Raw genomic sequence first — 26,058 nt, 5'->3', positions numbered from 1 at the left:
CCCCACTTTCCTTGTGAATTAGATTGTACTTTATAGTTAAGTAAAGTAAATCTCAACGTAAAGAAATCCAATTATGTCGTTGTCTTAGAAGAATGTAACTACAATCATTGATACAAATAAGATTGTTAAATAATTTAGGGAATAAACAAACATTTGCACGGACCATTTTATGTCATCTTTCTTACGGAATCCATAAAATCCTAAAGCGATCCATCCGATGTTAAGCAGTGTTGCAATTACCATAAATGTTATCCCTAGTCCACTCATATAAAATGGTAGTGGTAATAAACATACTGTCCAAATCATAATTTGGCGTTTCGTAATTTCAAATCCATGAACTACAGGAAGCATTGGAATTCCTGCATTTCGATATTCATCAACACGTTTCATCGCTAATGCAAGGAAATGTGGGATTTGCCAAATAAACATAATTAAAAATAACATCCAAGCAATTGGATGACCTAAAGATGGATCGATTGCTGCCCATCCAATTAAAGGTGGAACTGCACCAGATATACTACCTACAACAGTATTTAGTGTATACTTTCTCTTTGTCCATAAACTATATAGAACAACATATGTGAAAGCACCAATAAATCCCATTAAGACTGCCATTGGTGTTGTTAATAATAAAAATACAAAACCAAGAAGTAATATGACTAGTCCAAATGTAAGTGCAAATCCTGGTTTATACTTTCCAGTAACCGTTGGACGGGTCTTTGTTCTTTCCATTAATGGATCGATGTCTCGATCAATGTAGTTGTTTAAACAACATACCCCTGCCATAACTAATCCAGAACCAACGATTGTAAAGAATAACTTATCCAGATTCTCCATTACACTTAATCCATTAAAGTGTAATGCCAACCAAAATCCTGTAAATACAGTAAGTGTATTTGAGTTTACAATCCCCATTTTAACGAGTGCTTTTAAATCTTGTATCCGAGTTGTTTCCGGTACACTTGTAACAGCGGACTCATCATGCAGCTCACTTGTTGCATGGTTCATCACTCTAACCCCCTCTTAAAACTTTCATCTTTCTTTTTGCGCCTATTTCAAATGAAATATTTCGCTTCTATATAGCAATATTATTACAGTAGAAACATTGTTAACCCATTCTACTACTAATCTACGCCCATACTCCAATATATTAAATCATATTTCCCGAACATTTTGTGAAGAAAACATGAACTTTTTGTGTCGAATATAAAAAACTTCATTCTGACTTGTCCTTATCATAACATGATGTTACCTTCTATAATAAACTATTTTATCCTATTTAACACGTATTCTCCCCATTTCTTTTCAAAATAGCCTATTTTTCACCTAAATTTTTCCTTAGGAACCCTGTTTTTACACCTATTTTCTCCCCATTTCCTTTCCCCTCCATTTCTTTGCTATTTTATTATTTTTTATATATCATAGGAACTAGCGCGTTTTATTCTATACATAATGGAATGAAAATATTTCGCAATAACTTCATAGCAGAAAGATGGTGAAAGAGATTGCAACGCTTTATTAAATGGTTAGCAGTCATTACAAGCCTTGATTTATTAATAGTTTTATTAGGAGGCGCTTTAGTTACAAAAACAGGTTCTGGTCAAGGTTGTGGTAAATCATGGCCACTTTGTAACGGTGAATTTGTTCCATCTAATTTATCAATGGAAACTATTATTGAACTTAGCCACCGATTAACATCAGGATCAGCCGGAATTCTTGTCACTCTCCTTTGTATTTTGTCCTGGAAATATTATAAACATGTGCGTGAAACAAAAACGTTAGCAATTTTATCCTTCGTATTTTTAGTTGCACAAGCATTAATGGGAGCAGCAGCAGTTGTTTGGGGACAAATGCCAGCTGTACTTGCTATCCATTTCGGTATTTCCTTAATTTCATTTGCTTCTGTCATTTTATTAACGTGTCTTATCTTTGAAATTGACCAAAAATTTGATGCACGTTCTCTTATTATGGACAAAAAAATGAAATTTCATATTTATGGTGTAACAATTTACAGTTATATCGTTGTCTACACAGGTGCTTTAGTACGTCACGAACGAGCTAGCTTAGCCTGTCCAGACTTTCCTTTATGTAGCAAAAACAGACCTATGCCAACTCAACTACATGAATGGGTTCAAATGGGCCATAGAGTTGCAGCAATGTTAATTTTCGCTTGGATACTTTACGCGATGATTCTCGCTATTCGTCATTACAAACAGCAACCTGTAGTATATTGGGGATGGATCATTTCATTTATCCTTGTTACACTTCAAGCTGTAGTAGGGATTTTAGTTGTATTTACAAACGCTAGTTTAGCAATGGCATTGTTACATTCTCTATTCATTTCTTGCTTGTTTGCCGTACTATGCTATTTAGTTATGTTAGGAACAAGAAGTAAAGTGAATGCAAAAGAAGCCGGATCAACTTCTAAACAAACAATATAATTTAAAACTAAAATCCCTTGCCAATTCGGCAAGGGATTTTTTGCAATAAAGAAAAGAGCTGTATTTACACAGCTCTTTTTTTTATTTTAGTGATCTAATTCAATAAGTAAATCACCCGTTTGAATTGCATCACCATCGTTAACATATACTTTTTTCACTTTACCATTGAACGGCGCTTGAACTGTCGTTTCCATTTTCATCGCTTCTGTAATTGCCATAGAATCGCCTTTTTTCACTTCATCGCCTTCTTTTACAACTACTTTAATTACCGTTCCTGGCATTGTTGCACTAATGTGATTTGGATTTTCACGGTTTCCTTTCACACGTTGTGCAACTGTTGCTTTCACACTCTCGTCTTTCACGACAATTTCACGTGGTTGACCATTAAATTCCAAGTAAAGGACACGATTTCCATCCGGCTGTGGTTCTCCAATTGATACAAGTTTAACCATCAATGTCTTACCTTGTTCAATTTCCACATCAATTTCTTCACCTAGTCTCATACCATAGAAGAATGTCGGTGTATCAAGTACAGATACATTTCCATAAAGCTCAGCAACTTTTTCATAGTCCATAAATACTTTTGGATATAATGCATATGCAACTACATCAAAAATTGTTACTTCGCGTCCAAGTTTATGGAATAATTCTTCTTTTAACGCGTCGAAATCTACTGGCTCTAGTAGTTCACCTGGTCTTACTGTTAACGGCTCTTTCCCTTTTAAAATAATCTTTTGCAATTCTTTCGGGAAACCACCGTACGGTTGACCTAAATCACCAGAGAACATTTCAACAACAGATCCAGGGAAGTCCAAAGCATGTCCACGCTCTAAAACATCTTGTTCTGTCAGGTGGTTTTGAACCATAAATAACGCCATATCGCCAACAACTTTTGATGACGGTGTTACTTTTACAATATCTCCAAACATGTCATTCACACGACGGTACATTACTTTCACTTCATCAAAGCGATCTCCTAAACCAACCGCCTTCGCTTGTTGCTGAAGATTACTATACTGTCCACCTGGCATTTCATGCATATATACCTCTGTGTGAGGTGCATTCATTCCACTTTCAAACGGTGCATAGTATTTGCGTACATCTTCCCAATAATGAGATAGCTTTTCTAAAGAATCGATATTAACATCTGGTTGTCTTTCATTTCCACCTAGTGCATAGAATAATGTGTTCGCACTCGGTTGTGACGTTTGACCAGCCATAGAACTCACTGCTACATCGACAATATCAACACCTGCTTCAATTGCCTTCGTATACGTTAATATACCATTTCCACTCGTATCGTGCGTATGCAGGTGAATCGGAATCGATACCGTCTCTTTTAATGCTGAAACTAAATCATATGCTGCGTTTGGTTTTAGTAAGCCAGCCATATCTTTAATACCTAAAATGTGAGCTCCCGATGCTTCCAACTCTTTTGCTAAGTTTTTATAATAATTCAAATCATATTTACTACGTAATGGATCATGAATATCTCCTGTATAGCACATTGTTGCTTCTGCAATTTTACCAGTATCTCGTACAGCATCAATTGCAACTCTCATACCTTCTACCCAGTTTAAACTATCAAAAATACGGAACACATCAATGCCTGCTTGAGCAGAACACTCCACAAATTTTTGAATTAAATTATCTGGATAGTTTTTGTAGCCAACTGCGTTTGACGAACGTAGTAACATTTGGAATAAAACGTTCGGCATTTTTTCACGAAGATCTAGTAATCGTTCCCATGGATCTTCTTTTAAGAAACGATACGCGACATCAAACGTTGCACCGCCCCACATTTCAGCTGAGAATAGGTTTGGTAACATTCTTGCTGTTGGCTCTGCAATTTGATGTAAATCTTTTGTACGAATACGAGTTGCAAGTAATGACTGATGTGCATCACGGAATGTTGTATCCGTTAAAAGTACACGGTTTTGATCCTGTACCCATTTTACTAATCCATCTGCTCCACGCTCGTCCAAAATTTGTTTCGTTCCATTTTGGATTGGCTCTGAATGTTTTAAACATGGAATACGAGCATCTGGGAATATTGGCTTTTCTTTTTTCCCTACTCCTGGGAAGCCATTTACTGTTACTGAACCAATATAATTTAACATTTTCGTTCCGCGGTCTTTACGTTTCGGGAACAAGAATAGTTCAGGTGACACATCAATAAACGAAGTATCATATTCTCCTGATAAGAAGTTTTTATGTTTTACTACATTCTCTAGGAATGGAATATTTGTTTTAATACCACGAATACGGAATTCTTTTAAGTTACGTTCCATTTTTGCAGCAGCTTGCTCAAAAGTAAGTGCCCAAGTTGTAACTTTTACAAGTAAAGAATCGTAGTATGGTGTAATAACTGCACCTTGGAAGCTATTTCCTGTATCAAGACGCACACCAAAACCACCGCCTGATCGATACGCCATAATTTTTCCTGTATCCGGCATAAAATTATTTAGTGGGTCTTCAGTTGTTACACGAGATTGGATTGCAAATCCGTGTACAACCACTTCCTCTTGCTTCGGAACACCTACTATTTTACTATGTAATGCATGTCCATCAGCTATTAAAATTTGTGATTGAACGATATCGACTCCTGTGATCATCTCTGTAATCGTATGTTCTACTTGAACACGTGGATTTACTTCAATAAAGTAAAACTCATCATCTTTTACAAGGAATTCTACTGTCCCTGCATTTAAATAGTTTACATTTTTCGTTAACTTCACAGCAGCATCACAAATACGCTGACGCAGATCATCTGAAAGTGATACACTCGGTGCTATTTCTACAACTTTTTGATGACGACGTTGTACAGAACAGTCACGCTCGTATAAATGAACAACATTGCCTTCTTCATCTGCTAAAATTTGTACTTCTATATGTTTAGGTTTTTCAACGAATTTTTCGACGTAAACTTCATCATTACCAAAGGCTGCTTTCGCTTCTGATTTTGCTCGATTATATGATTCTCCTAATTCCTCACTAGTACGCACAATACGCATACCACGACCGCCACCACCAAGGGACGCTTTAATAATAATCGGGTAATCATACTTTTCAGCAAATTTTTCGACTTCTTCTAATGAATCTACTGGACCATCACTACCAGGTATAACTGGAATTTGTGCTAGCTGCGCTTGTGTTCTTGCTTTCACTTTATCTCCAAACATATCTAAATGCTTACTTTTCGGACCGATAAAGATAATTCCTTCTTCTTCGCAACGTTTCGCGAATTGAATATTTTCTGACAAGAAACCATATCCAGGGTGGATTGCATCTACATGATTACTTTTTGCAATCTCAATAATGCCTTCAATATCTAGATAAGCATCAATTGGTTTTTTTCCTTCCCCAACTAAATAGGACTCATCGGCTTTATAGCGATGATAAGAACCACTATCCTCTTTCGAATAGATTGCAACTGTTTTTAATCCAAGTTCCGAACAAGCTCGAAACACACGAATTGCAATCTCTCCACGGTTAGCTACCAATACTTTTTGAATACGTTGCAGCTTTGTCATGATTTTCCCCCTCTACTTTCCTACCACTCTAGAGATAAAATATATACACACCTTAAAAAGCGTGAAGTTCTTCACTTTCCACATTATATTATACTTAGAAAGCTTCACTTTATTTTTATCCATCATACCTTATTTTTTAACAAATGATAAGTTTTCTGTGCAATTTGTTTCACAAAAATAGTATAGCATACCTCTTCCTTTTCTAACAACTTAATTGTATATCACATTTAAACAAATGTGATATATCTTTTAACTGAAAGAGAAATTAATACATCATATTTAAAACTACTTGAAAATAAAAAACACATCCTGCTCTAAAGCACGATGTGTTTTTTATTTTACAACTACAAGATGTGGTCCATTTTGTTCTCTTTCTTTTATTACCTCATTCTGCTGTTTTTCTTCTCGTTTTACATGACTAGCAATATTAAGTAGTATTCCCATCGCAAGTAGATTAGCTAATAAAGAACTACCACCATAGCTGACAAACGGTAATGGTACTCCTGTAAGTGGTATTACTCCAGACATACCACCAACATTAATAAACGTTTGAACTCCAAACAAGCTTGCAATTCCGATAGCTATTAAACTTCCAAATGGATCTGTACATTTTTGTGCAACTCTAAATGACCGAATAATAATAAGTAATAAACAGATTAAAATGATAGCTACACCTATAAAACCAAGTTCTTCAGATATAATTGCCATTATAAAATCCGTTTGCGGTTCTGGTAAATAACCATATTTTTGTACACTATTCCCTAATCCTCTACCATTAAGCCCTCCAGAAGCGATTCCAATAAATGAATTCACTAATTGAAACCCATCCTTTTGAGGATCATTAAACGGATCAAGGAAAACAGAAAAACGCGCCTTTTGATATGGATTTAATGCATAATTACCAAGAAGGTATAGTGCCGGAATCCATACTATAGAAGTTAAAGCAATTCGTTTAATCCATAAGTTAACCTGTACTCCCGAACAAAGAAACATAATTCCTACTGTTCCTGCAATTAACAAATCAGTACCTAAATCATTTTGCTTTAATATTAAAAACATGATTATACCAACACCAATAAGTACTGGACCTGACCCTTTGGAAACAGGTGTATTCGTTTCTTGTCTTTTGGCAAAGAAATGAGCTAAGACAAGAATAACTGTTATCTTAACAAATTCTGCAGGCTGTATTCCAAATATCCAGCCGTTTGCACCGTTTACTTTCTTAGTGAAAAAGGCAGCTGCAGCTAATAAGGCAACACTAGCACCGTAACTCCCCAACAAAAAAATTCGTTTTCTCCAAACTTTATATGGGATAGTAGCAATAATTATTAATACTATTGTCCCAACAACTAAAGTAATTAATTGTCTTTTAAAAAAGAAATTTGCTGGTTTATCAAATCTCGAAATCGCAACAATGGAACTAGAACTATATACCATTATTACTCCCAGCACACATAAGATAACAAGAGGAAGTAACAATGAATAATCCATTGATTTCCATACTTTTTTCATTTCATTTCCTCTTTCTGTTTCAATTTAATTATTGTTGTATTCCATATGTACATTGATTCTTCCTGCTTTATTATACAAATAAAAAGCCCAAACTAATTTAGTTTGAGCCCCCTTATTTGAACCCGTTATTGTTGTTTGTTTGTAAACGCTTCATGAAGTGCAGATAACTCACGTTCGAGCTCACCTAACATTGCTTTCCCTTGTTCTTCTGCAATAAGACCAAGGCGAACTGCAAAATCGACCTCGCGGGATAGTCCAAACATTTGTGTGTCTAACACTTCTTCATATAATGGACATTGCGGCATTGTAAGATGGTCCATTTGCACCTTAATAAGTCTTAAAATCTTCTCTGCATCCGCTTGTAGAAGGGCTAGTGCCTTTTCCTGATGATTTGCTACTGTCTCAGACGCCAAATTGATTCCCTCCGTTTCCGTCCTACTCTCCTCTATCCTATCTATTAATATTAGCGATAGTTTTAATAAATTGCAATAGAAACATTTTTTGTGACAACAGTGTCTAATGCTATTATACTGAAAAGTGGGAGTATAACACAAATGGGGGAACAACAATGAGCGAAATTTTATTTATTAACGGAAAAGTACGTTTTCCAATCACTATTGATCCAACTGTTTGGATCTTTGATGATCGAAAAGTAGATTTGACAACTTACTTTGATGAAACTAGAGAAAACACGTCTGAACTAGAAACTTATTTAAAAAACACTTCAGAACATTGGGATCGTGAAATTCGTGATGGTGCTGCCTTCCCGCCGATACAACAAAGTGTAAAGAAATATAAAAAAGAACAGCTAATTACTGGAACATTTGGTATATCATTTCATCCATTCCTTGCTAACGCTGAAATTTTAGAGGACGCTACGCAAGTTGAAATTGAAACTGTAGATCATACAATGACACTTCCATTAGAAACTGTCAAAAATGCTATACTAGGTTTTTCAAAAGAAGGAAAGCCATTAAAAGAAGACGGACCTGTTCATCTCTATTTCAATGATGGATCTAATCGACAAAATCCAATCCGGAACATCCGTAAATTTACAATTATTTAAAGAAAAGGAGTGAGCTTAAGCTCACTCCTTTTTACAATAAATCTGCTGCTAGTTGAGCTAAATTAGATCGCTCCCCTTTAACAAACTTCACATGACCACTAATGCGCTGTTCTTTAAACTTCTCTACAACATACGTTAAGCCATTATTATATTCATCTAAATATGGGTGATCAATTTGCTGAGGATCTCCCATCAATACAATCTTACTCTTTTCCCCTACCCTAGTTAGTATCGTTTTCACTTCATGCTTTGTTAAATTTTGTGCTTCGTCAATGATAATGAACTGATCTGGAATACTTCTCCCGCGTATATAAGTAAGGGCTTCTACTTCAATCGAACCCATTCCAGCTAAAATAGCATCTAACTCTCCTGGCTTTTTCGTATTAAATAAATACTCTAGGTTATCAAAAATTGGTTGCATCCATGGTCTTAACTTTTCTTCTTTTTCTCCTGGTAAATAACCGATATCTTTTCCGACTGGGACAATTGGTCTTGCAACGAGTAATTTTTTATATAACCCTAAGTCTTCTGTTTGCATAAGTCCCGAAGCTAACGCAAGTAACGTTTTTCCTGTGCCGGCTTTCCCCGTTAATGTTACAAGCGGAATATCTTCACGAAGCAACAATTCTAATCCCATAATTTGCTGCACGTTTCGTGGTCGTATCCCCCACACTTGTTCATTGTGAAAAATAAGTTTCTTTACCTTCTTACCTAAGTGATCCACAATGCCAAGCGCAGAACTAGAGCCCCCTAATGCATCTTTCATTACTACAAATTGATTTGGGTAAAAAGGGTGATTCGCAATTTCAGATAGAGGCAATTCACCTTTCTCATAAAAATAATCCAATTGTTCTTTTGATATATATCCTTCTAAAAAGCCAGAATATATATTTTCTACTTCAATTACGCGATCACTTAAATAATCTTCAGCCTTCAAACCAATTGCATCAGCTTTTACCCTTACGAGTACATCTTTACTTACTAAAATAACAGACTTCCCGTCCTCTTTTTCCTGTTCTTCTAAAGATAGATTTTTTGCTACAGCTAAAATTCGATTATCATTTGTTTTTTCTACAAAAATATCTTGTAGTTGCACAAATGAACGATGGTTTAATTCAATACGAAATGTTCCGCCATTTTCTAGCGGGATACTTTCATGCAGCTTTCCTATTTCACGAAATTTATCTATTAACTTAGATACATAACGAGCATTTCGTCCTACTTCATCCATATAACGTTTTTTCGAATCAACCTCTTCTAATACAACTGCTGGAATCACTACTTCATTGGTTTCAAATGAAAAAATAGATAAAGGATCCTGCAAAAGTACATTCGTATCTAACACATAAATTTTATCCAACCTGTTACCCCCTGACTCCACTTTTAAATTTGTAGAACAAGGGTTTCATCCATAAAATATGGACGAACCATTGTTATAATTATATGTACCGTGTAAACGAGGTAGAATCGAAAATCATAGTCATTAAACCTTTTATTTATTCTTTATTCATTTCTATTCAATATATTACTTTTTATTATAATTATTAACGTTAAATCACAATAACCGATTACAAAAGTGAATAAACGAATTTCTTATTTAGCACATTTATAATTCTCTTATTCCTACTAGTACTTCGTTATCCAGCTTTTTGGCCGCCCGAAGATCGTATGTTTTTTCATATGTTGGTTCAATTGCAAGTTTCGCTCCATAAAACATAACATCACGTACTTCTTGCACATTAACTTCTATTACAGTTAATTTCAAAGAAATACCTTCCATTCTATCTGTCAAAATTTCACCTGCACCACTTATAGAAAATACGGATTCATTCGCCATTATAGTCAATACTACACCTGTATTATGCCTTATATTTTCCACAATACGTGAACGTTGATCTACTGCAAATCGAATACTAGTTTTGCTCACTGCATACACCCAAGAAATAGCACTTACGTTAGGAACTTGTTTTTCGAAATCTGTCGTTGCTATCATCACAATACACTCTTTACGCAACGTTTGTACTAAACCCTCTGTTAAAGTAGGCTCTACTACATTCGCCATATTTTCACCTCCAAACATACTTGGTATATCCTTATCATAACTTATTTTTCGAATTGCGAAAATATTATTTTTTCCCACTATTATTCAAAAACATTATACTTCCATGATATACTTATACTGATAGAATTCGTATTGAGGTGACGAAATGAGAGTCAAATGTATGATTTGTGATAAAAAAGATATGTTAGATGATGAAAATCCTACGGCAAAAAAACTGCGTAATCGCCCTATTCATACATATATGTGCATGGAATGTTCGGAACGAATTGCAGAGCGTACAATGGAACGTCATGCAAGTGGTAATTTTCGATTATATCGTGATAAAAAAGTCGAAGACGATTGGTAAAATGTAAATAAGTCCTTACTCATATAGATAAGGACTTATTTATATTTTTCTGGCTCGCGGTTCATCTGATCCAAGAAACAATCAATGGCTTCTAGCGGAAACCTTGCAGATTTCCTTTCCCCATTCATTTCATATGTAATTAAATACATTTCCTCGTTCTTTTTAACTTCCACATCTTTTAATTTATGTTCTTCATATATCATATTTTGAAATAACAAATACGTTTCTTTTGCAGCACTATCATCCGGACGTGCTTCCGCAACTGTTTTAATTGTTAACCAATTATATAGTGCATCTTGTACTGAACGCATAAAACTTCGCCCCCTCACCCTGCTTTTTGTTGTTTCGCTTGACGCAAACGCAATCTATAAATTCCAAGTACAATTGCCGCTACAACAAGCCCTTCTCCAACAGGTAAAAATACAGCAAAAAAGGTTAATACTGTACATCCAATTGCTAATGATATGTATATTACTATATTTTTTAGTACAGACAACTTTCTAGCAAATCCTAAATTATAGACGAGAGCACTTAATATAATAATCGTCCCATAAAGTAACCACATTCCTAACTCTGGATTTTCATCAACTTTACATAATTTCGCAAAAAAAGACATTCTTTCTAACACTATTTATCCCCCCTTCTCATAAAAAACAAAATTTCTTTATGTACTTAATACAAGAGTAACCTGCGAAAAAAATACTGTCCACTAAAAAGAGTAAATATTCTAAAAAATAAACATAAAAAATAAAACAGCTACCTTAAAGGTAGCTGTTTTATTTTTTATGCTTCTACAGATTTCTTTTTCTTAGCAGCTCTTTCACGTTCGCTCTTATCAAGAATCTTTTTACGTAAACGAATTGATTCTGGAGTTACTTCACAGAACTCGTCATCGTTTAAGTACTCTAATGACTCTTCTAGAGTCATTAAGCGTGGTTTTTTCATTGTTGAAGTTTGATCTTTCGTTGCAGAACGAATGTTAGTTTGTTGTTTCATTTTCACAACGTTAACTGTTAAGTCGTTCTCACGAGTATGTTCTCCTACGATCATACCAGCATATACTTCTGTACCTGGTTCAACGAAGATTACACCACGGTCTTCAACTTGCATAATGCCGTATTGTGATGCTTTTCCTGTTTCAAGTGAAACTAGAACACCTTGGCGACGTCCACCCACTTGTCCAGCATGTACTGGTTGGTAGCAATCGAATGTATGGTTTAAAATACCGTAACCACGAGTTAATGTTAGGAATTCTGTTGTGTAACCAATTAAACCACGTGCCGGAACCATGAAAGTAAGGCGAACTTGACCGTTTCCGTTATTCACCATATCTAACATTTCACCTTTACGTGCACCCATTGATTCCATAATAGAACCAGTGTATTCTTCAGGAACATCGATTTGTACGCGCTCTACAGGTTCACATCTTACGCCATCGATATCTTTAATAATTACTTCAGGCTTAGATACTTGTAGTTCATAACCTTCACGACGCATGTTTTCAATTAAGATAGATAAATGCAATTCCCCGCGTCCAGATACGATCCATGCATCAGGAGAATCTGTATTATCTACACGTAAACTTACATCTGTTTCTAATTGTGAACGAAGACGCTCTTCAATTTTACGAGATGTAATAAATTTACCTTCACGACCTGCAAATGGGCTGTTATTTACAAGGAATGTCATTTGTAGCGTTGGCTCATCAATACGTAATAATGGTAAAGCCTCTTCATGCTCAACCGGACATACCGTTTCACCTACGTTGATGTCTTCCATACCTGAAACAGCTACTAAATCTCCAGCTTTTGCTTCTTCAATTTCTTGACGTTTTAATCCAATGTAACCGAATAATTTCGTTACGCGGAATTGTTTTACACTTCCGTCAACTTTCATTAAAGCAACTTGTTGTCCAACCTTCATTGTACCGCGGAATACGCGTCCAACTCCAATACGTCCAACGTAGTCGTTGTAATCAAGAAGTGCTACTTGGAATTGAAGTGGCTCTTCGCTGTTATCAACTGGTGCTGGAATATGTTCGATAATTGTATCGAATAATGATTTCATATTCTCTTCTTGATTTGCCGGATTTGAATCCAAGCTTGCTGTTCCGTTCATTGCTGATGCAAATACAACTGGGAACTCTAATTGATCTTCGTTTGCACCAAGTTCGATGAATAAGTCAACTACTTCATCAACTACTTCATCAGGGCGAGCGAAGTCACGGTCAATTTTGTTTACTACAACGATTGGAGTTAAGTTTTGCTCAAGAGCTTTCTTTAAAACAAATCGTGTTTGTGGCATACAACCTTCATATGCATCAACAACAAGTAGAACACCATCAACCATTTTCATGATACGTTCTACTTCTCCACCGAAGTCAGCGTGACCTGGTGTATCTAAAATGTTAATTCTTTTATCTTCATAGTGAATCGCTGTATTCTTCGCTAAAATTGTAATACCGCGTTCTCTTTCTAGATCATTTGAATCCATTGCGCGTTCTTCAATATGTTCATTCGCACGGAATGTCCCCGCTTGACGTAATAACTGGTCAACAAGTGTTGTTTTACCATGGTCAACGTGGGCAATAATTGCTATATTACGTAAATCTTGTCGTTTTTTCAACATGTCCAACTCCTAATGTCTTTTTAATCCTTCTCTATTATAAGAGCGAAGGGGATACAATAGCAATTAAAATAAAAGCAAGAATGAAAATATAGTTGTATTCTCACTTTTGTGAAAGTAAAATGAGATTGGAGGGTGAAGAAATGGAACACATTCAATATCGCTTTTTATTAACCGCAATTATCGGTGTTATTTTCTTAATCGGTATCGGCATTATGATTGCTGAAAATAGTCCAATCGGTATTATTATTTGCATTATCGGTACATTTGTTGCAGTTGGATACGGTTTTGTAACAAAAAGAAAAATGCGCAAATCACAATAACGCTAAAAAGTAAGAAGCTTATACATAGCCTCTTACTTTTTTTGTGGCTCTGATATAAAAGATAACACTTCTTCATACACTCCTGGTTTTGCAACTAGCACACTGCTCTTCTCTATGATAGAAAGTTTCGCTCCAGAAAATGTCGTTACCTTCCCTCCAACTTCTTCTACAATTATCTGTCCTCCGCCAAAATCCCATGGTGATAATCTCGGCGTTACATATGCATCTATTCTTCCTGTTGCAACGTACACCATCTCTAACGCTGCACAGCCATACGATCTCGTGCCCCTTGCTTTCTTAACAAGTGCCATCATACTTTCCATATTAAGCAATGGATTATCTGTAAGCCATATCGCATTTAAAGCTACAATACCTTGCTCTACAGTTCCTTTTTCCAATGGAGGAATTGATATATCATTACAAAAAGCTCCAGATCCCTTGACTGCATGATATAGTTCATCATGTACTGGATCATAAATAAGTCCAATCTTTCCGATACCGTTCTCATAAATCCCAATTGAAATTGCAAAATTTCTTTTTTGATGAACAAAGTTCATCGTGCCGTCAATTGGATCAATTAACCAAACAACCCCGTCAGAAGACGTTATCTCGTCTCCATAACCTTCTTCTCCTAAAATATTATGATTCGGGAATGTTTCTTTAATTTTCCCAATTAAAAACTGTTCTATCTCTCGGTCCATATTTGTAACTAAGTCAGCTGCATTGGATTTTGTTTCTATAATAAGTGCTTTTTTCATGGATGCCATTAAATGCTCTCCTGCATCCCGAATCCACCGTTTGGCGTGTGCATCGATGTCTTTCCATACTTCTTGCATGTTTAAACACTCCGATCTTTACTGTTCACAGAAAAAACGAACCCTTTATAAGGTTCGCACCAACTAATTTTTTATACATATACTATTATTACGCTTCTAAACGAATCATTTCAAGTCTTAACACTTCTAACTTTTGTACACACTCTTCTTTTTTCTGTTTATCATCTTCCATCATCGCATCATATAAAGTTGCTAATTCATAATCTAGCTCCAAACGTAGCACCGGTATTCTCTTTTCGGCATCTGTTCTCTTTAACGCATTAATCACCTGTCTCATATTATTTGCCTCCTCCCAATATTCGTCTGCCCTCGGACTAGAATTAATTCAATTTTCTGATTTTTTGTTTTATACTATACTATGTTGGATAAATCATCTATGCAACAAAATTATATTTTTTTATTTAAATTTTTTTGTGCTGTTTTTTTTATGAATAGTACAAGCTATGCTAAAATAAAAGCAAAATAGGAGTTGGAGGAACAATCATGACAATACAAACATTCAAGTCAACTGATTTTGATGTCTTTACAGTTGATGGTCTCGAAGAACGAATGAGTGCAATTAAAACGAACATTCATCCTAAGCTAGAAGCTTTAGGGGAACAATTTGCAGAATACTTATCCCAACACACTGATGAGAACTTTTTTTATCATGTTGCAAAACACGCACGTCGCAAAGTCAATCCACCAAACGATACTTGGGTTGCTTTTTCAACAAATAAACGAGGATATAAAATGCTACCGCATTTCCAAATCGGCTTATGGGGTACTCATGCCTTCATATACTTTGGTTTAATCTATGAGTGTCCACAAAAAGTTGAGACGGCTCATGCCTTCTTAGAACATTTAAATGATTTAAAAACAAATATTCCAAATGACTTCGTTTGGTCCATTGACCATACTAAACCAAGTGTGAAATTACATAAAACACTTGAAACCGAAGACTTACAAAAGATGATTGAACGACTAGCTACTGTAAAAAAAGCAGAATTATTAGTTGGTATTCATATATCACCAGAGGAGTTTTCAGCAATGACCAACGAACAATTCCTTGCTAAGATTGAATCTACGATGCAATCACTCCTTCCTTTATATGCACTTTGTAATCGATAGTAGAAAACGGACAATTTATATTGTCCGTTTTTAGTTGTTATCACATTATATCACTTCAGTTTTTATTTTTCAAAATATTTTTTACATTTTTACGAGCTTTTGTTCTTCGACTTCCTTTGCTCTTTGAATAGCACGATATATAGAGTATCCACTTACTTCTTGAAACTCTTTATCAATTTTCTTTTCTTCTGCTTTCGATGGAACAATCTCTTTAAAACGACGATATAAACCCATTAATTCTTCTCTTATAATTCCTTTTTCATAAGCTTTCTCAATTGCTTCATAAAACTTCACAATTATAACCATTTCCTCATTTGACCAATCATAATCTAACGGATATTGATATTCCATTTCGCACCTCATTTATCATTTCTTCTTGTTTCATTATGCTATCTTAAAGAGAATGTTTTATTCTTCATTATAGCCACTCTGCATTATACACTATTTATTCATTTTAATGGAATTGTCTTCCTCCATTCATTAGTTGAGGCTAACTATTAAACATACTCACCTTAAAAATATTTTTTTCTATACATCTATAATTATTGGTGATATAATGCTTTTGTTTTATAGAAAATAAAGTGAAGCTACCATCTCAAAACCGATTTTTTGAATGGCAGAAAAACAAGCCTCATTCTAAAAAAGGACTTACCTTTTTTAGAGCAGGATTATATAAAACAAATTAAATATTATGAAGAAGAAGGGGTGTATAGATTGTCCCAATACGAAACACCATTGTTTACCGCTTTAGTTGAGCACAGTAAGCGAAATCCAATTCAATTCCATATTCCTGGTCATAAAAAAGGACAAGGCATGGATCCTACATTTCGCGAATTTATTGGGCATAATGCATTAGCAATTGATTTAATTAATATTGCGCCACTCGATGATTTACATCATCCAAAAGGTATGATTAAAGAAGCACAGGATTTAGCAGCCGCTGCATTCGGTGCAGATCATACTTTCTTTTCTATTCAAGGTACAAGTGGCGCTATTATGACAATGGTGATGAGCGTTTGCGGTCCTGGTGACAAAATCCTAGTACCACGAAACGTGCATAAATCAGTAATGTCAGCTATTATTTTCTCAGGTGCAAAACCGATTTTCATGCATCCTGAAATCGATCCGAAACTCGGTATTTCTCATGGAATCACAATTCAATCTGTCAAAAAAGCACTTGAAGAGCACTCAGATGCAAAGGGCTTACTTGTTATTAATCCAACGTACTTTGGATTTGCTGCAGACTTAGAACAGATTGTACAATTAGCACATTCTTATGACATCCCTGTACTAGTCGACGAGGCTCATGGTGTTCATATTCATTTTCACGATGAATTGCCGATGTCAGCGATGCAAGCTGGTGCAGACATGGCAGCAACAAGTGTTCACAAATTAGGAGGCTCTTTAACTCAAAGTTCTATTCTTAATGTGAAAGAAGGCTTGGTGAATGTAAAACATGTCCAATCTATTATTAGCATGCTTACAACTACATCAACTTCTTACATCTTGTTAGCATCACTTGATGTTGCGAGAAAACGTCTTGCTACAGAAGGAACAGCACTCATAGAACAAACAATACAATTAGCTGAACATGTTCGTGATGCTATAAATTCTATTGAGCATCTTTACTGTCCTGGAAAAGAAATGTTAGGTACAGATGCTACCTTTAACTATGATCCTACAAAGATAATTGTATCTGTAAAAGATTTAGGTATTACCGGCCACCAAGCTGAAGTATGGCTTAGAGAGCAATATAACATTGAAGTAGAACTCTCAGATCTATACAACATACTATGTCTTATCACTTTAGGAGACACAGAAAGTGATACAAATACACTTATTGCAGCATTACAAGATTTAGCAGCAACATTTAGAAATAGGGCAGATAAAGGTGTTCAAGTACAAGTAGAGATTCCAGAAATTCCAGTGCTAGCACTTTCTCCTCGAGATGCTTTTTATTCGGAAACAGAAGTCATTCCATTTGAAAATGCAGCGGGTCGTATTATAGCTGATTTTGTTATGGTTTATCCGCCAGGGATTCCAATCTTTACTCCGGGGGAAATTATTACACAAGAAAACTTAGAGTATATTCGTAAAAACTTAGAAGCAGGTTTACCTGTACAAGGTCCTGAAGATATGACATTACAAACATTACGTGTTATTAAAGAGTACAAGCCTATCAGTTGATAGGCTTTTTTTTCACCTTTTTTCCTTTTCTTCATACGATACTAAAGAATGTAACGTATAGGTGGGGATACTATTATGATTGTAATAGGCCGTTCTATTGTACATCCTTATATTACAAATGAATATGAGCCATTTGCAGCAGAGAAACAACAAATTTTATCAATAATGGCAGGAAATCAAGAAGTTTATTCCTTCCGAACAGCTGATGAACTCAGCTTTGATCTCAATTTACGAGTTAATATTATTATCTCTGCACTAGAACTTTTTCAAAGTGGATTTCAGTTTCGCACATTTCAACAATCCTTTTGCAACCCCCAGTATTGGAAAAGAACATCCCTTGGAGGATTCGAGCTTCTTCCAAACATACCACCTTCTATTGCCATACAAGATATTTTCAAAAACGGAAAACTATATGGAACTGAATGCGCAACCGCTATGATCATTATTTTTTATAAAGCTTTATTATCATTGTATGAGGAAGAAACTTTCAATCGTCTATTTGCAAACCTTTTACTTTATACATGGGACTACGATCAAGATCTAAGACTCATAACAAAAAACGGTGGCGATCTTGTTCCAGGTGACCTCGTTTACTTTAAAAATCCACAAGTGAATCCAGCTACGATTGAGTGGCAAGGAGAAAACACAATCTATTTAGGAAATTTCTTTTTTTACGGACATGGCGTAGGTGTAAAAACAAAAGAAGAAATTATTTATTCATTAAATGAACGACGAGTCCCTTACGCTTTTATTTCAGCTTTCTTGACCGATACTATTACCCGTATAGATAGCCGTATAATGAGCCAATACGCTTCTTCTAGTACACCACAGACATCCATAAGCTTTATTCCAATTAGAGATGATGCAATCGTTGCAACAGTTGGCCATACAACTACAATTTATTAAAAAAGCGCCTACACATGTAGGCGCTTTTTCTTATTATTAAGCTTTTGTATGTTCTTTATGGTCACATTCGCAATGAGATCCACATTTCCCGTATAGTACTGTTGATTTTTCATCTTCAAAATGTCCAATTGTTCCTTCACATACTTGGCATACGATTGTTCCCATTTTCATTTCCCCCTGAGTTTTAATAGTAATCTATTTATCTATCATTAAGCTTTCGCATTATCTTTTCTAGCACAGTCACAATTTGTTCCACATTTTCCGTAAAGTACTGTGGTTTTCTCATCTTCAAAATGTCCGATTGTTCCTTCACATACTTGGCATACGATTGTTCCCATTTTTCATTTCCCCCTAAGTTTATGGTCCTAAAAACTTTTAGCTGTCCATTTCCTATCAATTATTGGGCTTTTGTATGCTCTGTGTGATCACATCCGCAAGATCCACATTTCCCGTAAAGTACCGTTACTTTCTCATCTTCGAAGTGTGCAATTGTACCTTCACAATCTTGACATACGATTGTTCCCATTTTTCATTTCCCCCTAAGTTTATAATCCCAAAAACTTTTTTGTAACCGCTTAACTTTCTGTCTTTATTTTAATATGTTATACTTTTTACGTCAATAGGTTTTTAGTATAACACATTAAATATTTTAAATTTTAATTAGTATGCGATATTCAAATAAAAAACAGCCATATTTATAAGTACGACTGTTTCACATTAATTATTCTTCATATTCCGCATGTAAAGAAGTTGACGGAACTAGAAATTTGAAAAACTGAGCTAACTCCTTCGCTTCCTCTTCTGATCCTAATTTAAAAATCTCCTGTATATATTGAACATTCTCTACATCATCTCTTCCGAGTAAAGTAGACCTTCCTGTTTGCATACAAACAATGAGCGGTTTTCCAAAAAACATATTTGTATAAATAACACCAAAATCATAACGTGTATCATGTGTCATAAACCCTAAAAATCGTACCTTCACACTTTCATGCTCATCATACAATTTTTCAAACATTGGTTTCCACCTTTCTACATCACGTTTCATTAATAGTATATTAAACAAAACATGTAATACTCCTTTTAATTGTCAAAAAATTCAGTAGGATGTAGAATGATAGTATTCTACTAAGTTAGGGGGAACTTATATGCAACACGCCTTTATTACGCTTGTACCAAAATCCAAACAACAATCTGTTTCAATAGATGATATAAAACAACTTTTTCATTATTATAAAACAGTTACTTCTAAAACTGGTGCCCAAATTAATTACACGTATACAAATACCGCTTTTCCTTATGAAATTTTAGATACATCTACAACAACATTAAAACTTCAATCCAATCACGACCGGTATGACTCAATTTATATTGGTGTTGGTATAGAAAATGAACAATTTTTCATCCAAGTTTCTTTACCACCTAATGCAACATATGGTGACAAAGGGAAAGCAAATGAATTTTGCCGTTTTTTAGCGAAGAAATTAGAAGGAGAGTTACAATTATTTAATGGAAGAACAATGTATTTTTATAAACGTTAATTTAAAAAATAAATAATACGATTAAAAATAGTATACAATTCGAACATGTAAGAAATAACGCTTGCTTTCTTACGTGTAATACAAAATACGCTATTACATAGGCTAAATACAGGAATACGAAAAAAAGAATAACTTTATAATGAAACTTATCACCATTCGATAATGTTAATACAGTGGAAAAGCCACTCCATAGTAGTAAATGATAAAATATAACATGTAATATTTTCATGGAACCTTCTCCTTTGACATGCTCTATTTTATTAATATATGGGGTTAAGTTTGAATCAATTACATATTATAGGATGATATATATTACCTTTGAAGTAAGTTACGCCTAAATCATTTGTTAAAGTATTATATATTCATTCGACAAGTACGTTTAAAGACCTTGCAAGTCATTTGATGAAAATAAAAATAGCCCCTCTCTTACAATAAGAGAGGGGCTATTTACATTACTTAAATTATTTTACAATGTGAATTGGCATTCCAAGAGCAACTTCAGCTGCTTCCATTGTGATTTCACCTAATGTTGGGTGAGCATGGATTGTTTGAGCGATATCTTCAGCTGTCATTCCAGCTTCGATAGCTAAACCAATCTCAGAGATAATATCAGAAGCACCTGCACCTGCAACTTGAGCACCTACAAGAAGACCATCTTCTTTACGTGTTACAAGTTGTAGGAAACCGTCAGTGCTGTTTAATGATAATGCACGACCGTTAGCAGCGAATGGGAACTTAGATACAGTTACAGTCATTCCAGCTTCTTCAGCTTGTTTTTTAGTGTAACCAACAGATGCTAATTCTGGATCAGTGAAGCATACTGCAGGAATTCCGATGTAATCGATAGCTGATGCATGGCCACTAATTGCTTCTACAGCTACTTTACCTTCGTAAGAAGCTTTGTGAGCTAATGGTGGTCCAGGAACGATATCACCGATTGCATAGATGTTTGGTACATTTGTACGACATTGCTCATCGATTTCGATGATGCCGCGGTCAGTCATTTTAACTCCAACTTGCTCAAGACCGATTTCTTGAGTGTTTGGACGACGACCTACAGTTACTAATACGTAATCTGCTTCTACAGTTTGGATTTCACCTTTAACTTCAAAGCTAACTTTTACGCCAGTTTCTGTTTCTTCAACGCCTTTAGCCATAGCTTTTGTATGGATATTTACGTTACCTTTTTTCTGTAGAGCACGTTTAACAACAGAGCTCATAGCTTTTTCGAAACCAGCTAAGATTTCGTCGCCAGCTTCTACTACAGTAACTTCTGTACCGAAGTTAGCATATGCAGTACCTAATTCCATACCGATGTAACCGCCGCCGATTACAACAAGTTTTTTAGGAATTTCAGGTAAGCTTAAAGCACCTGTAGAGTTGATAACACGTTTAGAGTATTTGAATCCTGGAATTTCGATTGGTGTAGAACCAGTTGCAAGAACAGCATTTTTAAACGTATAAGTTTGAGCTGCATCTTCAGTCATAACGCGTAATGTATTAGCATCTACGAAGTAAGCTTCACCGCGAATGATTTCAACTTTGTTACCTTTAAGAAGGCCTTCAACACCGCCAGTTAATTTCTTAACTACGCCGTTTTTCCATTCTTGAACTTTTGTAAAGTCAACTTTTACGTTCTCTGCAGTGATACCCATGTCATCAGAATGCATTGCATTCTCATAACGATGACCTGCATTGATTAACGCTTTTGAAGGAATACATCCAACGTTTAAGCATACGCCACCAAGGTTAGCTTTTTCAATGATTGCTACCTTTTGACCTAATTGTGCTGCACGAATTGCCGCAACGTATCCACCAGGACCTGCACCAACAACGACTGTATCTAATTCAATTGGGAAATCTCCTACTACCATTGTTATTACGCCTCCATTACTAATAATTGTGGGTCATTCAATAGACGTTTAATTTGGTTTAACGCTTTTTGAGCAGTTGCGCCGTCAATTAAACGATGGTCAAAGCTTAGAGATAATGCTAATACTGGAGCTGCAACGATCTCACCATTTTTCACAACTGGTTTTTCAGCGATACGGCCGATACCAAGGATTGCTACTTCTGGGTGATTGATAACTGGAGTGAACCATTGTCCACCTGCAGAACCAATGTTTGTAATTGTGCAAGAAGCACCTTTCATTTCAGTTGGAGCTAGACGACCTTCACGTGCTTTACCAGCAAGATCATTGATCTCGTTAGAAATAGTGAAGATAGACTTACGATCTGTATCTTTAACAACTGGTACTAATAGACCTTTGTCTGTATCAGCTGCGATACCGATGTTGAAGTAATGTTTATGAACTACTTCTTGAGATGCATCGTCTAAAGAAGTGTTTAACATTGGGTATTCACGTAATGCAGATGTTAAAGCTTTAACAACGTATGGAAGGTAAGTTAATTTAATACCTTTGTCAGCTGCTACTGCTTTGAACTTCTTACGGTGAGCAACAAGCTCAGTTACATCAACTTCATCCATTAATGTTACGTGAGGAGCTGTATGCTTAGAGTTAACCATTGCTTTCGCAATCGCTTTACGGATACCACTCATTTTCTCACGAGTTTCTGGATATTCACCAGCTGGAATTGGTTGTGCTTTTGGTGCTTCTTCTTTCGCTGCTGCTGGAGTAGCTTCTACTGCTGCTGGAGCCTCAGTTGCTGCTACAGTTTGTCCACCATTTGCAAATGCATCGATGTCAGCTTTTACGATACGGCCGTTCTTACCAGTACCAGCTACTTTATGAATGTCTACACCTTTTTCACGAGCGTATTTACGAACAGATGGCATAGCGATTACGCGCTCATTTACTACTTCTGCAGTTGCTGCTGGAGTAGCTTCCGCTGCTGGAGCTTCTACTGCTGCTTCTTCAGCTTTTGGAGCTTCATCATGATCGTCACCTTTAAATTTAAGGTTTTCGTATCCAGGAGCATCAAATTTAATTAATGTATCTCCTACGATTGCAACTGTTCCTTCTTCTACAAGTACTTCAAGTACTTTACCTTTAACAGGAGAAGGGATTTCTACTACTGCTTTATCATTTTGCACTTCAAGAAGTACATCGTCTTCATTTACTTCATCGCCTGGTTTAATAAACCATTTTACGATTTCACCTTCGTGGATACCTTCACCGATATCTGGTAGTTTAAATTCAAATGCCACGGAATTCAGCCCCCTGATTCATTTCATTATTATGGAATATGTACAAAAGAAACCAGCATGTGCTGATTTCTTTTGCACATGAAAAACTAAAAATTAGAAGTTCATTACTTTGTTTACAGCTTCAACAATATCCTTGTGGTTTGGTAACCATACGCTCTCTGCTTGAGAGAATGGGAATACTGTATCAGCAGCTGCAACACGTACAACTGGAGCTTCTAAGTTTAAGATTGCACGGTCGTTAATTTCCGCTACAACGTTAGCTGCAATACCAGCTTGTTTTTGAGCTTCTTGAACTACAACTACGCGACCTGTTTTTTCAACAGAAGCGATGATTGTTTCGATATCTAATGGTTGAACTGTACGTAAGTCAACAACCTCTAAAGAGATACCTTCTTTTTCAAGTTCTTCAGCAGCTTTTAATGCAGCGTGAACCATAGCACCGTAAGCGATAACAGATACATCTGTACCTTCACGTTTGATATCAGCTTTACCTAAATCAATTGTGTATTCGCCTTCTGGTACATCTTGACGGAATGAACGGTACAATTTCATATGCTCTAAGTAGATAACTGGATCGTTGTCACGAATCGCAGAGATTAAAAGACCTTTAGCATCGTATGGAGTAGATGGAATAACAACTTTTAGACCAGGTTGTTGAGCCACTAATCCTTCTAAGCTATCAGCATGTAGTTCAGGAGTATGAACACCACCACCGAATGGAGAACGAACTGTTACTGGAGCAGTCCAACGTCCACCAGAACGGTAACGCATACGAGCCAATTGACCAGAAATTGAATCCATTACTTCAAAAACGAAACCGAAGAATTGGATTTCTGGAACTGGACGGAATCCTTCAAGTGCAAGACCAACTGCAAGTCCACCAATACCAGACTCTGCAAGTGGAGTATCCATTACACGATCTTCACCAAATTCAGCTTGTAAACCTTCAGTAGCACGGAATACACCACCGTTTACACCAACGTCTTCACCAAATACAAGTACGTTAGGATCATTTTTCATTTCAACGCGTAAAGCATCAGTGATTGCTTGAATCATTGTCATTTGAGCCATGGCTTACTTCGACTCCTTTTCTTTGTAAATTTCATATTGTTCAGCTAAGTTGTAAGGCATTTTTTCGTACATGATTTCCATTAAATCAGTTACTTTTTGTTTTGGAGCTTGGTCAGCCTTAGCAATTGCTTGTTTGATATCTTCTTTTGCTTCTTCGATTACTGTCTCTTCAACTTCTTGAGACCATAGGCCTTTAGCTTCTAAGAACTTACGGAAGCGTACGATTGGGTCTTTTTGTTCCCATTCGTTTTCGATATCTTTTGTACGGTAACGAGTTGGGTCATCACCAGCCATTGTATGTGGACCGTAACGGAATGTTAAAGTCTCGATTAAAGTAGGGCCTTCGCCATTTACTGCGCGCTCACGAGCGAAAGCAGTTGCTGCGTATACAGCTAATGGATCCATACCGTCTACTTGAATTCCGTAAATACCTGCTGCTACTGCTTTTTGTGCTACAGTTTTAGCTGCAGATTGCTTTTCTACTGGAGTAGAAATTGCATAACGGTTGTTTTGAACAACGAAGATTGCTGGAGCTTTGAATGCACCTGCAAAGTTCATACCTTCGTAGAAGTCACCTTGTGAAGCACCACCGTCACCAGTGTAAGTAATTGCAACAGATTTTTTACCACGTAGTTTCATACCTAACGCAACACCAGCAGTTTGGATGATTTGCGCACCGATAATGATTTGTGGAGCTAATGCATTTACATTCTCAGGCATTTGGTTACCCATGAAGTGTCCACGAGAGAATAAGAATGCTTGGTATAATGGTAATCCGTGCCATACTAATTGTGGTACATCACGGTACCCTGGTAAGATGAAGTCTTCTGCTTCAAGTGCGAAATGACTCGCTAATTGAGAAGCTTCTTGTCCAGCTGTAGGTGCGTAGAAACCTAAACGTCCTTGACGGTTTAAAGAAATAGAACGTTGATCTAATACGCGTGTATACACCATACGACGCATTAATTCTTTTAATTGATCATCAGATAATTCAGGCATAGCTGCTTCATTCACAACTTCACCGTTTTCATTTAAAATTTGTAATGTTTCAAATTGAGCTGCGATAGCTTTCATTTGCTCATCAACATTAAATAGGGTCTTTTTTGTTTTAGTACCCATTCCGTTCACCTCTTCCTCTCTTGAACCATATTCTGAAACGCTTTCACTGGCTATTTTCCAGTTTAAAAAGCGCAACGATGTAAACCAACATGTTTGTCTGTCGGTTGAGAATAATTTTGTGTACCTAACAATCTGTACTAATGTTTTTTCAGAAACATATTAATACAATCTTGATCACGTTTTTTAGTTTACAACTATTCTAATTACGATG

At 35.9% G+C, this 26,058-nt stretch carries 29 protein-coding genes; 8 read left to right on the top strand and 21 right to left on the bottom strand.

From position 1 onward, the window contains the following. Nucleotides 1-84 precede the first annotated feature (84 nt). Nucleotides 85-1,008 (bottom strand): protoheme IX farnesyltransferase, encoded by a 924-nt coding sequence (gene ctaB / locus MRP26_RS07130; protein ID WP_242806063.1) that lies wholly within the window; start codon nt 1,006-1,008, stop codon nt 85-87. Nucleotides 1,009-1,505: 497 nt separating this feature from the next. Between ctaB and ctaA the strand changes: the two genes are divergently transcribed. Continuing rightward, nucleotides 1,506-2,441 carry a heme A synthase gene (gene ctaA, locus MRP26_RS07125; RefSeq protein WP_242806057.1) on the top strand — a complete coding sequence of 312 codons (936 nt, stop codon included), beginning with the start codon at nt 1,506-1,508 and terminating at the stop codon, nt 2,439-2,441. 86 nt (nt 2,442-2,527) lie between these two features. Here ctaA and pyc read toward each other — a convergent pair whose 3' ends face one another. From pyc to MRP26_RS07110, 3 genes are all read right to left on the bottom strand, one after another. Next, nucleotides 2,528-5,974, bottom strand: a complete 3,447-nt coding sequence (gene pyc, locus MRP26_RS07120; RefSeq protein WP_000164055.1) for a pyruvate carboxylase — start codon at nt 5,972-5,974, stop codon at nt 2,528-2,530. 333 nt (nt 5,975-6,307) lie between these two features. Next, nucleotides 6,308-7,486: an FtsW/RodA/SpoVE family cell cycle protein gene (locus tag MRP26_RS07115; protein ID WP_071729772.1), complete on the bottom strand. Its 1,179-nt coding sequence runs from the start codon at nt 7,484-7,486 to the stop codon at nt 6,308-6,310. 125 nt (nt 7,487-7,611) lie between these two features. After that, entirely contained in the window at nt 7,612-7,899 is a 288-nt protein-coding gene (locus MRP26_RS07110) for an Fpa/YlaN family protein (RefSeq protein ID WP_000135694.1), read from the bottom strand. Nucleotides 7,900-8,054: 155 nt separating this feature from the next. Between MRP26_RS07110 and MRP26_RS07105 the strand changes: the two genes are divergently transcribed. Continuing rightward, entirely contained in the window at nt 8,055-8,552 is a 498-nt protein-coding gene (locus MRP26_RS07105) for a molybdopterin-binding protein (RefSeq protein WP_001289813.1), read from the top strand. A 31-nt stretch (nt 8,553-8,583) separates the two neighbouring features. On the opposite strand, the gene MRP26_RS07100 is transcribed toward MRP26_RS07105, so the two are convergent. Both MRP26_RS07100 and MRP26_RS07095 read right to left on the bottom strand, forming a co-directional pair. Beyond that, on the bottom strand, nt 8,584-9,912 hold the full coding sequence (locus MRP26_RS07100) for a PhoH family protein (protein ID WP_000358083.1): 1,329 nt from the start codon (nt 9,910-9,912) through the stop codon (nt 8,584-8,586). A gap of 246 nt (nt 9,913-10,158) precedes the next feature. Beyond that, a complete protein-coding gene (locus tag MRP26_RS07095) occupies nt 10,159-10,614 on the bottom strand; it encodes a pyridoxamine 5'-phosphate oxidase family protein (protein WP_000024600.1) in 456 nt (151 codons plus the stop codon). A gap of 145 nt (nt 10,615-10,759) precedes the next feature. Between MRP26_RS07095 and MRP26_RS07090 the strand changes: the two genes are divergently transcribed. Then, entirely contained in the window at nt 10,760-10,960 is a 201-nt protein-coding gene (locus tag MRP26_RS07090) for a YlaI family protein (RefSeq protein ID WP_002093346.1), read from the top strand. Nucleotides 10,961-10,995: 35 nt separating this feature from the next. On the opposite strand, the gene MRP26_RS07085 is transcribed toward MRP26_RS07090, so the two are convergent. From MRP26_RS07085 to typA, 3 genes are all read right to left on the bottom strand, one after another. Further along, nucleotides 10,996-11,271: a hypothetical protein gene (locus MRP26_RS07085; protein WP_001258136.1), complete on the bottom strand. Its 276-nt coding sequence runs from the start codon at nt 11,269-11,271 to the stop codon at nt 10,996-10,998. Between the two features lie 14 nt (nt 11,272-11,285). After that, complete coding sequence (locus tag MRP26_RS07080) at nt 11,286-11,588, bottom strand: YlaH-like family protein (RefSeq protein ID WP_000893662.1); 303 nt, start codon at nt 11,586-11,588, stop codon at nt 11,286-11,288. Nucleotides 11,589-11,743: 155 nt separating this feature from the next. Continuing rightward, nucleotides 11,744-13,588, bottom strand: coding sequence for a translational GTPase TypA (gene typA / locus MRP26_RS07075; RefSeq protein ID WP_000914752.1), 1,845 nt, complete (start codon nt 13,586-13,588; stop codon nt 11,744-11,746). A 140-nt stretch (nt 13,589-13,728) separates the two neighbouring features. Between typA and MRP26_RS07070 the strand changes: the two genes are divergently transcribed. Then, nucleotides 13,729-13,908 (top strand): DUF5325 family protein, encoded by a 180-nt coding sequence (locus MRP26_RS07070; protein ID WP_000400123.1) that lies wholly within the window; start codon nt 13,729-13,731, stop codon nt 13,906-13,908. Between the two features lie 32 nt (nt 13,909-13,940). Here the strand turns inward: MRP26_RS07070 and MRP26_RS07065 are convergent, their stop codons facing one another. Together MRP26_RS07065 and MRP26_RS07060 are read right to left on the bottom strand one after the other, a co-directional pair. After that, nucleotides 13,941-14,744, bottom strand: a complete 804-nt coding sequence (locus tag MRP26_RS07065; RefSeq protein WP_069356138.1) for an inositol monophosphatase family protein — start codon at nt 14,742-14,744, stop codon at nt 13,941-13,943. A gap of 88 nt (nt 14,745-14,832) precedes the next feature. Then, nucleotides 14,833-15,021, bottom strand: a complete 189-nt coding sequence (locus tag MRP26_RS07060; protein WP_001250164.1) for a hypothetical protein — start codon at nt 15,019-15,021, stop codon at nt 14,833-14,835. 206 nt (nt 15,022-15,227) lie between these two features. On the opposite strand from MRP26_RS07060, the gene MRP26_RS07055 reads away from it, so the two are divergent. Then, nucleotides 15,228-15,854: a YktB family protein gene (locus MRP26_RS07055; protein WP_000155318.1), complete on the top strand. Its 627-nt coding sequence runs from the start codon at nt 15,228-15,230 to the stop codon at nt 15,852-15,854. Between the two features lie 81 nt (nt 15,855-15,935). Here the strand turns inward: MRP26_RS07055 and MRP26_RS07050 are convergent, their stop codons facing one another. After that, nucleotides 15,936-16,205, bottom strand: a complete 270-nt coding sequence (locus MRP26_RS07050; RefSeq protein ID WP_000456546.1) for a UPF0223 family protein — start codon at nt 16,203-16,205, stop codon at nt 15,936-15,938. 363 nt (nt 16,206-16,568) lie between these two features. On the opposite strand from MRP26_RS07050, the gene speA reads away from it, so the two are divergent. Next, a complete protein-coding gene (gene speA / locus MRP26_RS07045) occupies nt 16,569-18,041 on the top strand; it encodes an arginine decarboxylase (protein ID WP_000084899.1) in 1,473 nt (490 codons plus the stop codon). A gap of 75 nt (nt 18,042-18,116) precedes the next feature. Beyond that, nucleotides 18,117-18,947: a protein-glutamine gamma-glutamyltransferase gene (locus MRP26_RS07040; protein ID WP_000635337.1), complete on the top strand. Its 831-nt coding sequence runs from the start codon at nt 18,117-18,119 to the stop codon at nt 18,945-18,947. Between the two features lie 36 nt (nt 18,948-18,983). On the opposite strand, the gene MRP26_RS07035 is transcribed toward MRP26_RS07040, so the two are convergent. From MRP26_RS07035 to MRP26_RS07020, 4 genes are all read right to left on the bottom strand, one after another. Next, nucleotides 18,984-19,112 (bottom strand): GapA-binding peptide SR1P, encoded by a 129-nt coding sequence (locus MRP26_RS07035; RefSeq protein WP_000536796.1) that lies wholly within the window; start codon nt 19,110-19,112, stop codon nt 18,984-18,986. A gap of 44 nt (nt 19,113-19,156) precedes the next feature. Beyond that, nucleotides 19,157-19,285, bottom strand: coding sequence for a GapA-binding peptide SR1P (locus tag MRP26_RS07030; protein WP_000536803.1), 129 nt, complete (start codon nt 19,283-19,285; stop codon nt 19,157-19,159). A 59-nt stretch (nt 19,286-19,344) separates the two neighbouring features. Next, on the bottom strand, nt 19,345-19,473 hold the full coding sequence (locus tag MRP26_RS07025) for a GapA-binding peptide SR1P (protein ID WP_000536778.1): 129 nt from the start codon (nt 19,471-19,473) through the stop codon (nt 19,345-19,347). A gap of 195 nt (nt 19,474-19,668) precedes the next feature. Beyond that, entirely contained in the window at nt 19,669-19,965 is a 297-nt protein-coding gene (locus MRP26_RS07020; RefSeq protein ID WP_000462038.1) for a DUF3055 domain-containing protein, read from the bottom strand. Between the two features lie 130 nt (nt 19,966-20,095). On the opposite strand from MRP26_RS07020, the gene MRP26_RS07015 reads away from it, so the two are divergent. Next, the gene (locus MRP26_RS07015) at nt 20,096-20,488 is read left to right on the top strand and encodes a DUF1885 family protein (RefSeq protein ID WP_023522926.1); all 393 of its coding nucleotides are present in this window, start codon (nt 20,096-20,098) and stop codon (nt 20,486-20,488) included. A 1-nt stretch (nt 20,489) separates the two neighbouring features. Here MRP26_RS07015 and MRP26_RS07010 read toward each other — a convergent pair whose 3' ends face one another. The 5 genes from MRP26_RS07010 to pdhA all read right to left on the bottom strand — a co-directional run bounded on the left by MRP26_RS07010 (nt 20,490) and on the right by pdhA (nt 25,847). Further along, nucleotides 20,490-20,717: a hypothetical protein gene (locus MRP26_RS07010; RefSeq protein ID WP_000697470.1), complete on the bottom strand. Its 228-nt coding sequence runs from the start codon at nt 20,715-20,717 to the stop codon at nt 20,490-20,492. A 232-nt stretch (nt 20,718-20,949) separates the two neighbouring features. Next, nucleotides 20,950-22,362, bottom strand: a complete 1,413-nt coding sequence (lpdA, locus tag MRP26_RS07005; RefSeq protein WP_000260104.1) for a dihydrolipoyl dehydrogenase — start codon at nt 22,360-22,362, stop codon at nt 20,950-20,952. 5 nt (nt 22,363-22,367) lie between these two features. Continuing rightward, nucleotides 22,368-23,657 (bottom strand): pyruvate dehydrogenase complex dihydrolipoyllysine-residue acetyltransferase, encoded by a 1,290-nt coding sequence (pdhC, locus tag MRP26_RS07000; RefSeq protein ID WP_000863420.1) that lies wholly within the window; start codon nt 23,655-23,657, stop codon nt 22,368-22,370. A 93-nt stretch (nt 23,658-23,750) separates the two neighbouring features. Further along, nucleotides 23,751-24,728 carry a pyruvate dehydrogenase complex E1 component subunit beta gene (gene pdhB / locus MRP26_RS06995; RefSeq protein WP_000068163.1) on the bottom strand — a complete coding sequence of 326 codons (978 nt, stop codon included), beginning with the start codon at nt 24,726-24,728 and terminating at the stop codon, nt 23,751-23,753. A 3-nt stretch (nt 24,729-24,731) separates the two neighbouring features. Next, the gene (pdhA, locus tag MRP26_RS06990; RefSeq protein WP_000536895.1) at nt 24,732-25,847 is read right to left on the bottom strand and encodes a pyruvate dehydrogenase E1 component subunit alpha; all 1,116 of its coding nucleotides are present in this window, start codon (nt 25,845-25,847) and stop codon (nt 24,732-24,734) included. Between the last annotated feature and the right edge of the window lie 211 nt (nt 25,848-26,058).

The organism is Bacillus sp. CCB-MMP212 (genome assembly GCF_022748145.1).
Taxonomy (GTDB): Bacteria; Bacillota; Bacilli; order Bacillales; family Bacillaceae_G; genus Bacillus_A; species Bacillus_A cereus.
The sequence above is the reverse complement of the archived record's forward strand: the minus strand, read 5'-3'. Positions and strand labels throughout refer to the sequence as shown.

What these genes read in the sequence shown, in the direction of transcription:
- MRP26_RS07040 (WP_000635337.1), top strand. Translation starts at nt 18,117, where the DNA reads ATGATTGTAATAGGCCGTTCTATTGTACATCCTTATATTACAAATGAA.
- typA (WP_000914752.1), bottom strand. Translation starts at nt 13,588, where the DNA reads ATGTTGAAAAAACGACAAGATTTACGTAATATAGCAATTATTGCCCAC.
- MRP26_RS07065 (WP_069356138.1), bottom strand. Translation starts at nt 14,744, where the DNA reads ATGCAAGAAGTATGGAAAGACATCGATGCACACGCCAAACGGTGGATT.
- MRP26_RS07030 (WP_000536803.1), bottom strand. Translation starts at nt 19,285, where the DNA reads ATGGGAACAATCGTATGCCAAGTATGTGAAGGAACAATCGGACATTTT.
- pyc (WP_000164055.1), bottom strand. Translation starts at nt 5,974, where the DNA reads ATGACAAAGCTGCAACGTATTCAAAAAGTATTGGTAGCTAACCGTGGA.
- ctaB (WP_242806063.1), bottom strand. Translation starts at nt 1,008, where the DNA reads ATGAACCATGCAACAAGTGAGCTGCATGATGAGTCCGCTGTTACAAGT.
- MRP26_RS07055 (WP_000155318.1), top strand. Translation starts at nt 15,228, where the DNA reads ATGACAATACAAACATTCAAGTCAACTGATTTTGATGTCTTTACAGTT.
- MRP26_RS07070 (WP_000400123.1), top strand. Translation starts at nt 13,729, where the DNA reads ATGGAACACATTCAATATCGCTTTTTATTAACCGCAATTATCGGTGTT.
- MRP26_RS07085 (WP_001258136.1), bottom strand. Translation starts at nt 11,271, where the DNA reads ATGCGTTCAGTACAAGATGCACTATATAATTGGTTAACAATTAAAACA.
- pdhB (WP_000068163.1), bottom strand. Translation starts at nt 24,728, where the DNA reads ATGGCTCAAATGACAATGATTCAAGCAATCACTGATGCTTTACGCGTT.
- MRP26_RS07095 (WP_000024600.1), bottom strand. Translation starts at nt 10,614, where the DNA reads ATGGCGAATGTAGTAGAGCCTACTTTAACAGAGGGTTTAGTACAAACG.
- MRP26_RS07105 (WP_001289813.1), top strand. Translation starts at nt 8,055, where the DNA reads ATGAGCGAAATTTTATTTATTAACGGAAAAGTACGTTTTCCAATCACT.
- MRP26_RS07015 (WP_023522926.1), top strand. Translation starts at nt 20,096, where the DNA reads ATGCAACACGCCTTTATTACGCTTGTACCAAAATCCAAACAACAATCT.
- MRP26_RS07060 (WP_001250164.1), bottom strand. Translation starts at nt 15,021, where the DNA reads ATGAGACAGGTGATTAATGCGTTAAAGAGAACAGATGCCGAAAAGAGA.
- MRP26_RS07115 (WP_071729772.1), bottom strand. Translation starts at nt 7,486, where the DNA reads ATGAAAAAAGTATGGAAATCAATGGATTATTCATTGTTACTTCCTCTT.
- lpdA (WP_000260104.1), bottom strand. Translation starts at nt 22,362, where the DNA reads ATGGTAGTAGGAGATTTCCCAATTGAATTAGATACAGTCGTTGTTGGT.
- MRP26_RS07025 (WP_000536778.1), bottom strand. Translation starts at nt 19,473, where the DNA reads ATGGGAACAATCGTATGTCAAGATTGTGAAGGTACAATTGCACACTTC.
- MRP26_RS07010 (WP_000697470.1), bottom strand. Translation starts at nt 20,717, where the DNA reads ATGAAAATATTACATGTTATATTTTATCATTTACTACTATGGAGTGGC.
- MRP26_RS07090 (WP_002093346.1), top strand. Translation starts at nt 10,760, where the DNA reads ATGAGAGTCAAATGTATGATTTGTGATAAAAAAGATATGTTAGATGAT.
- MRP26_RS07035 (WP_000536796.1), bottom strand. Translation starts at nt 19,112, where the DNA reads ATGGGAACAATCGTATGCCAAGTATGTGAAGGAACAATTGGACATTTT.
- MRP26_RS07020 (WP_000462038.1), bottom strand. Translation starts at nt 19,965, where the DNA reads ATGTTTGAAAAATTGTATGATGAGCATGAAAGTGTGAAGGTACGATTT.
- pdhA (WP_000536895.1), bottom strand. Translation starts at nt 25,847, where the DNA reads ATGGGTACTAAAACAAAAAAGACCCTATTTAATGTTGATGAGCAAATG.
- MRP26_RS07050 (WP_000456546.1), bottom strand. Translation starts at nt 16,205, where the DNA reads ATGGAATATCAATATCCGTTAGATTATGATTGGTCAAATGAGGAAATG.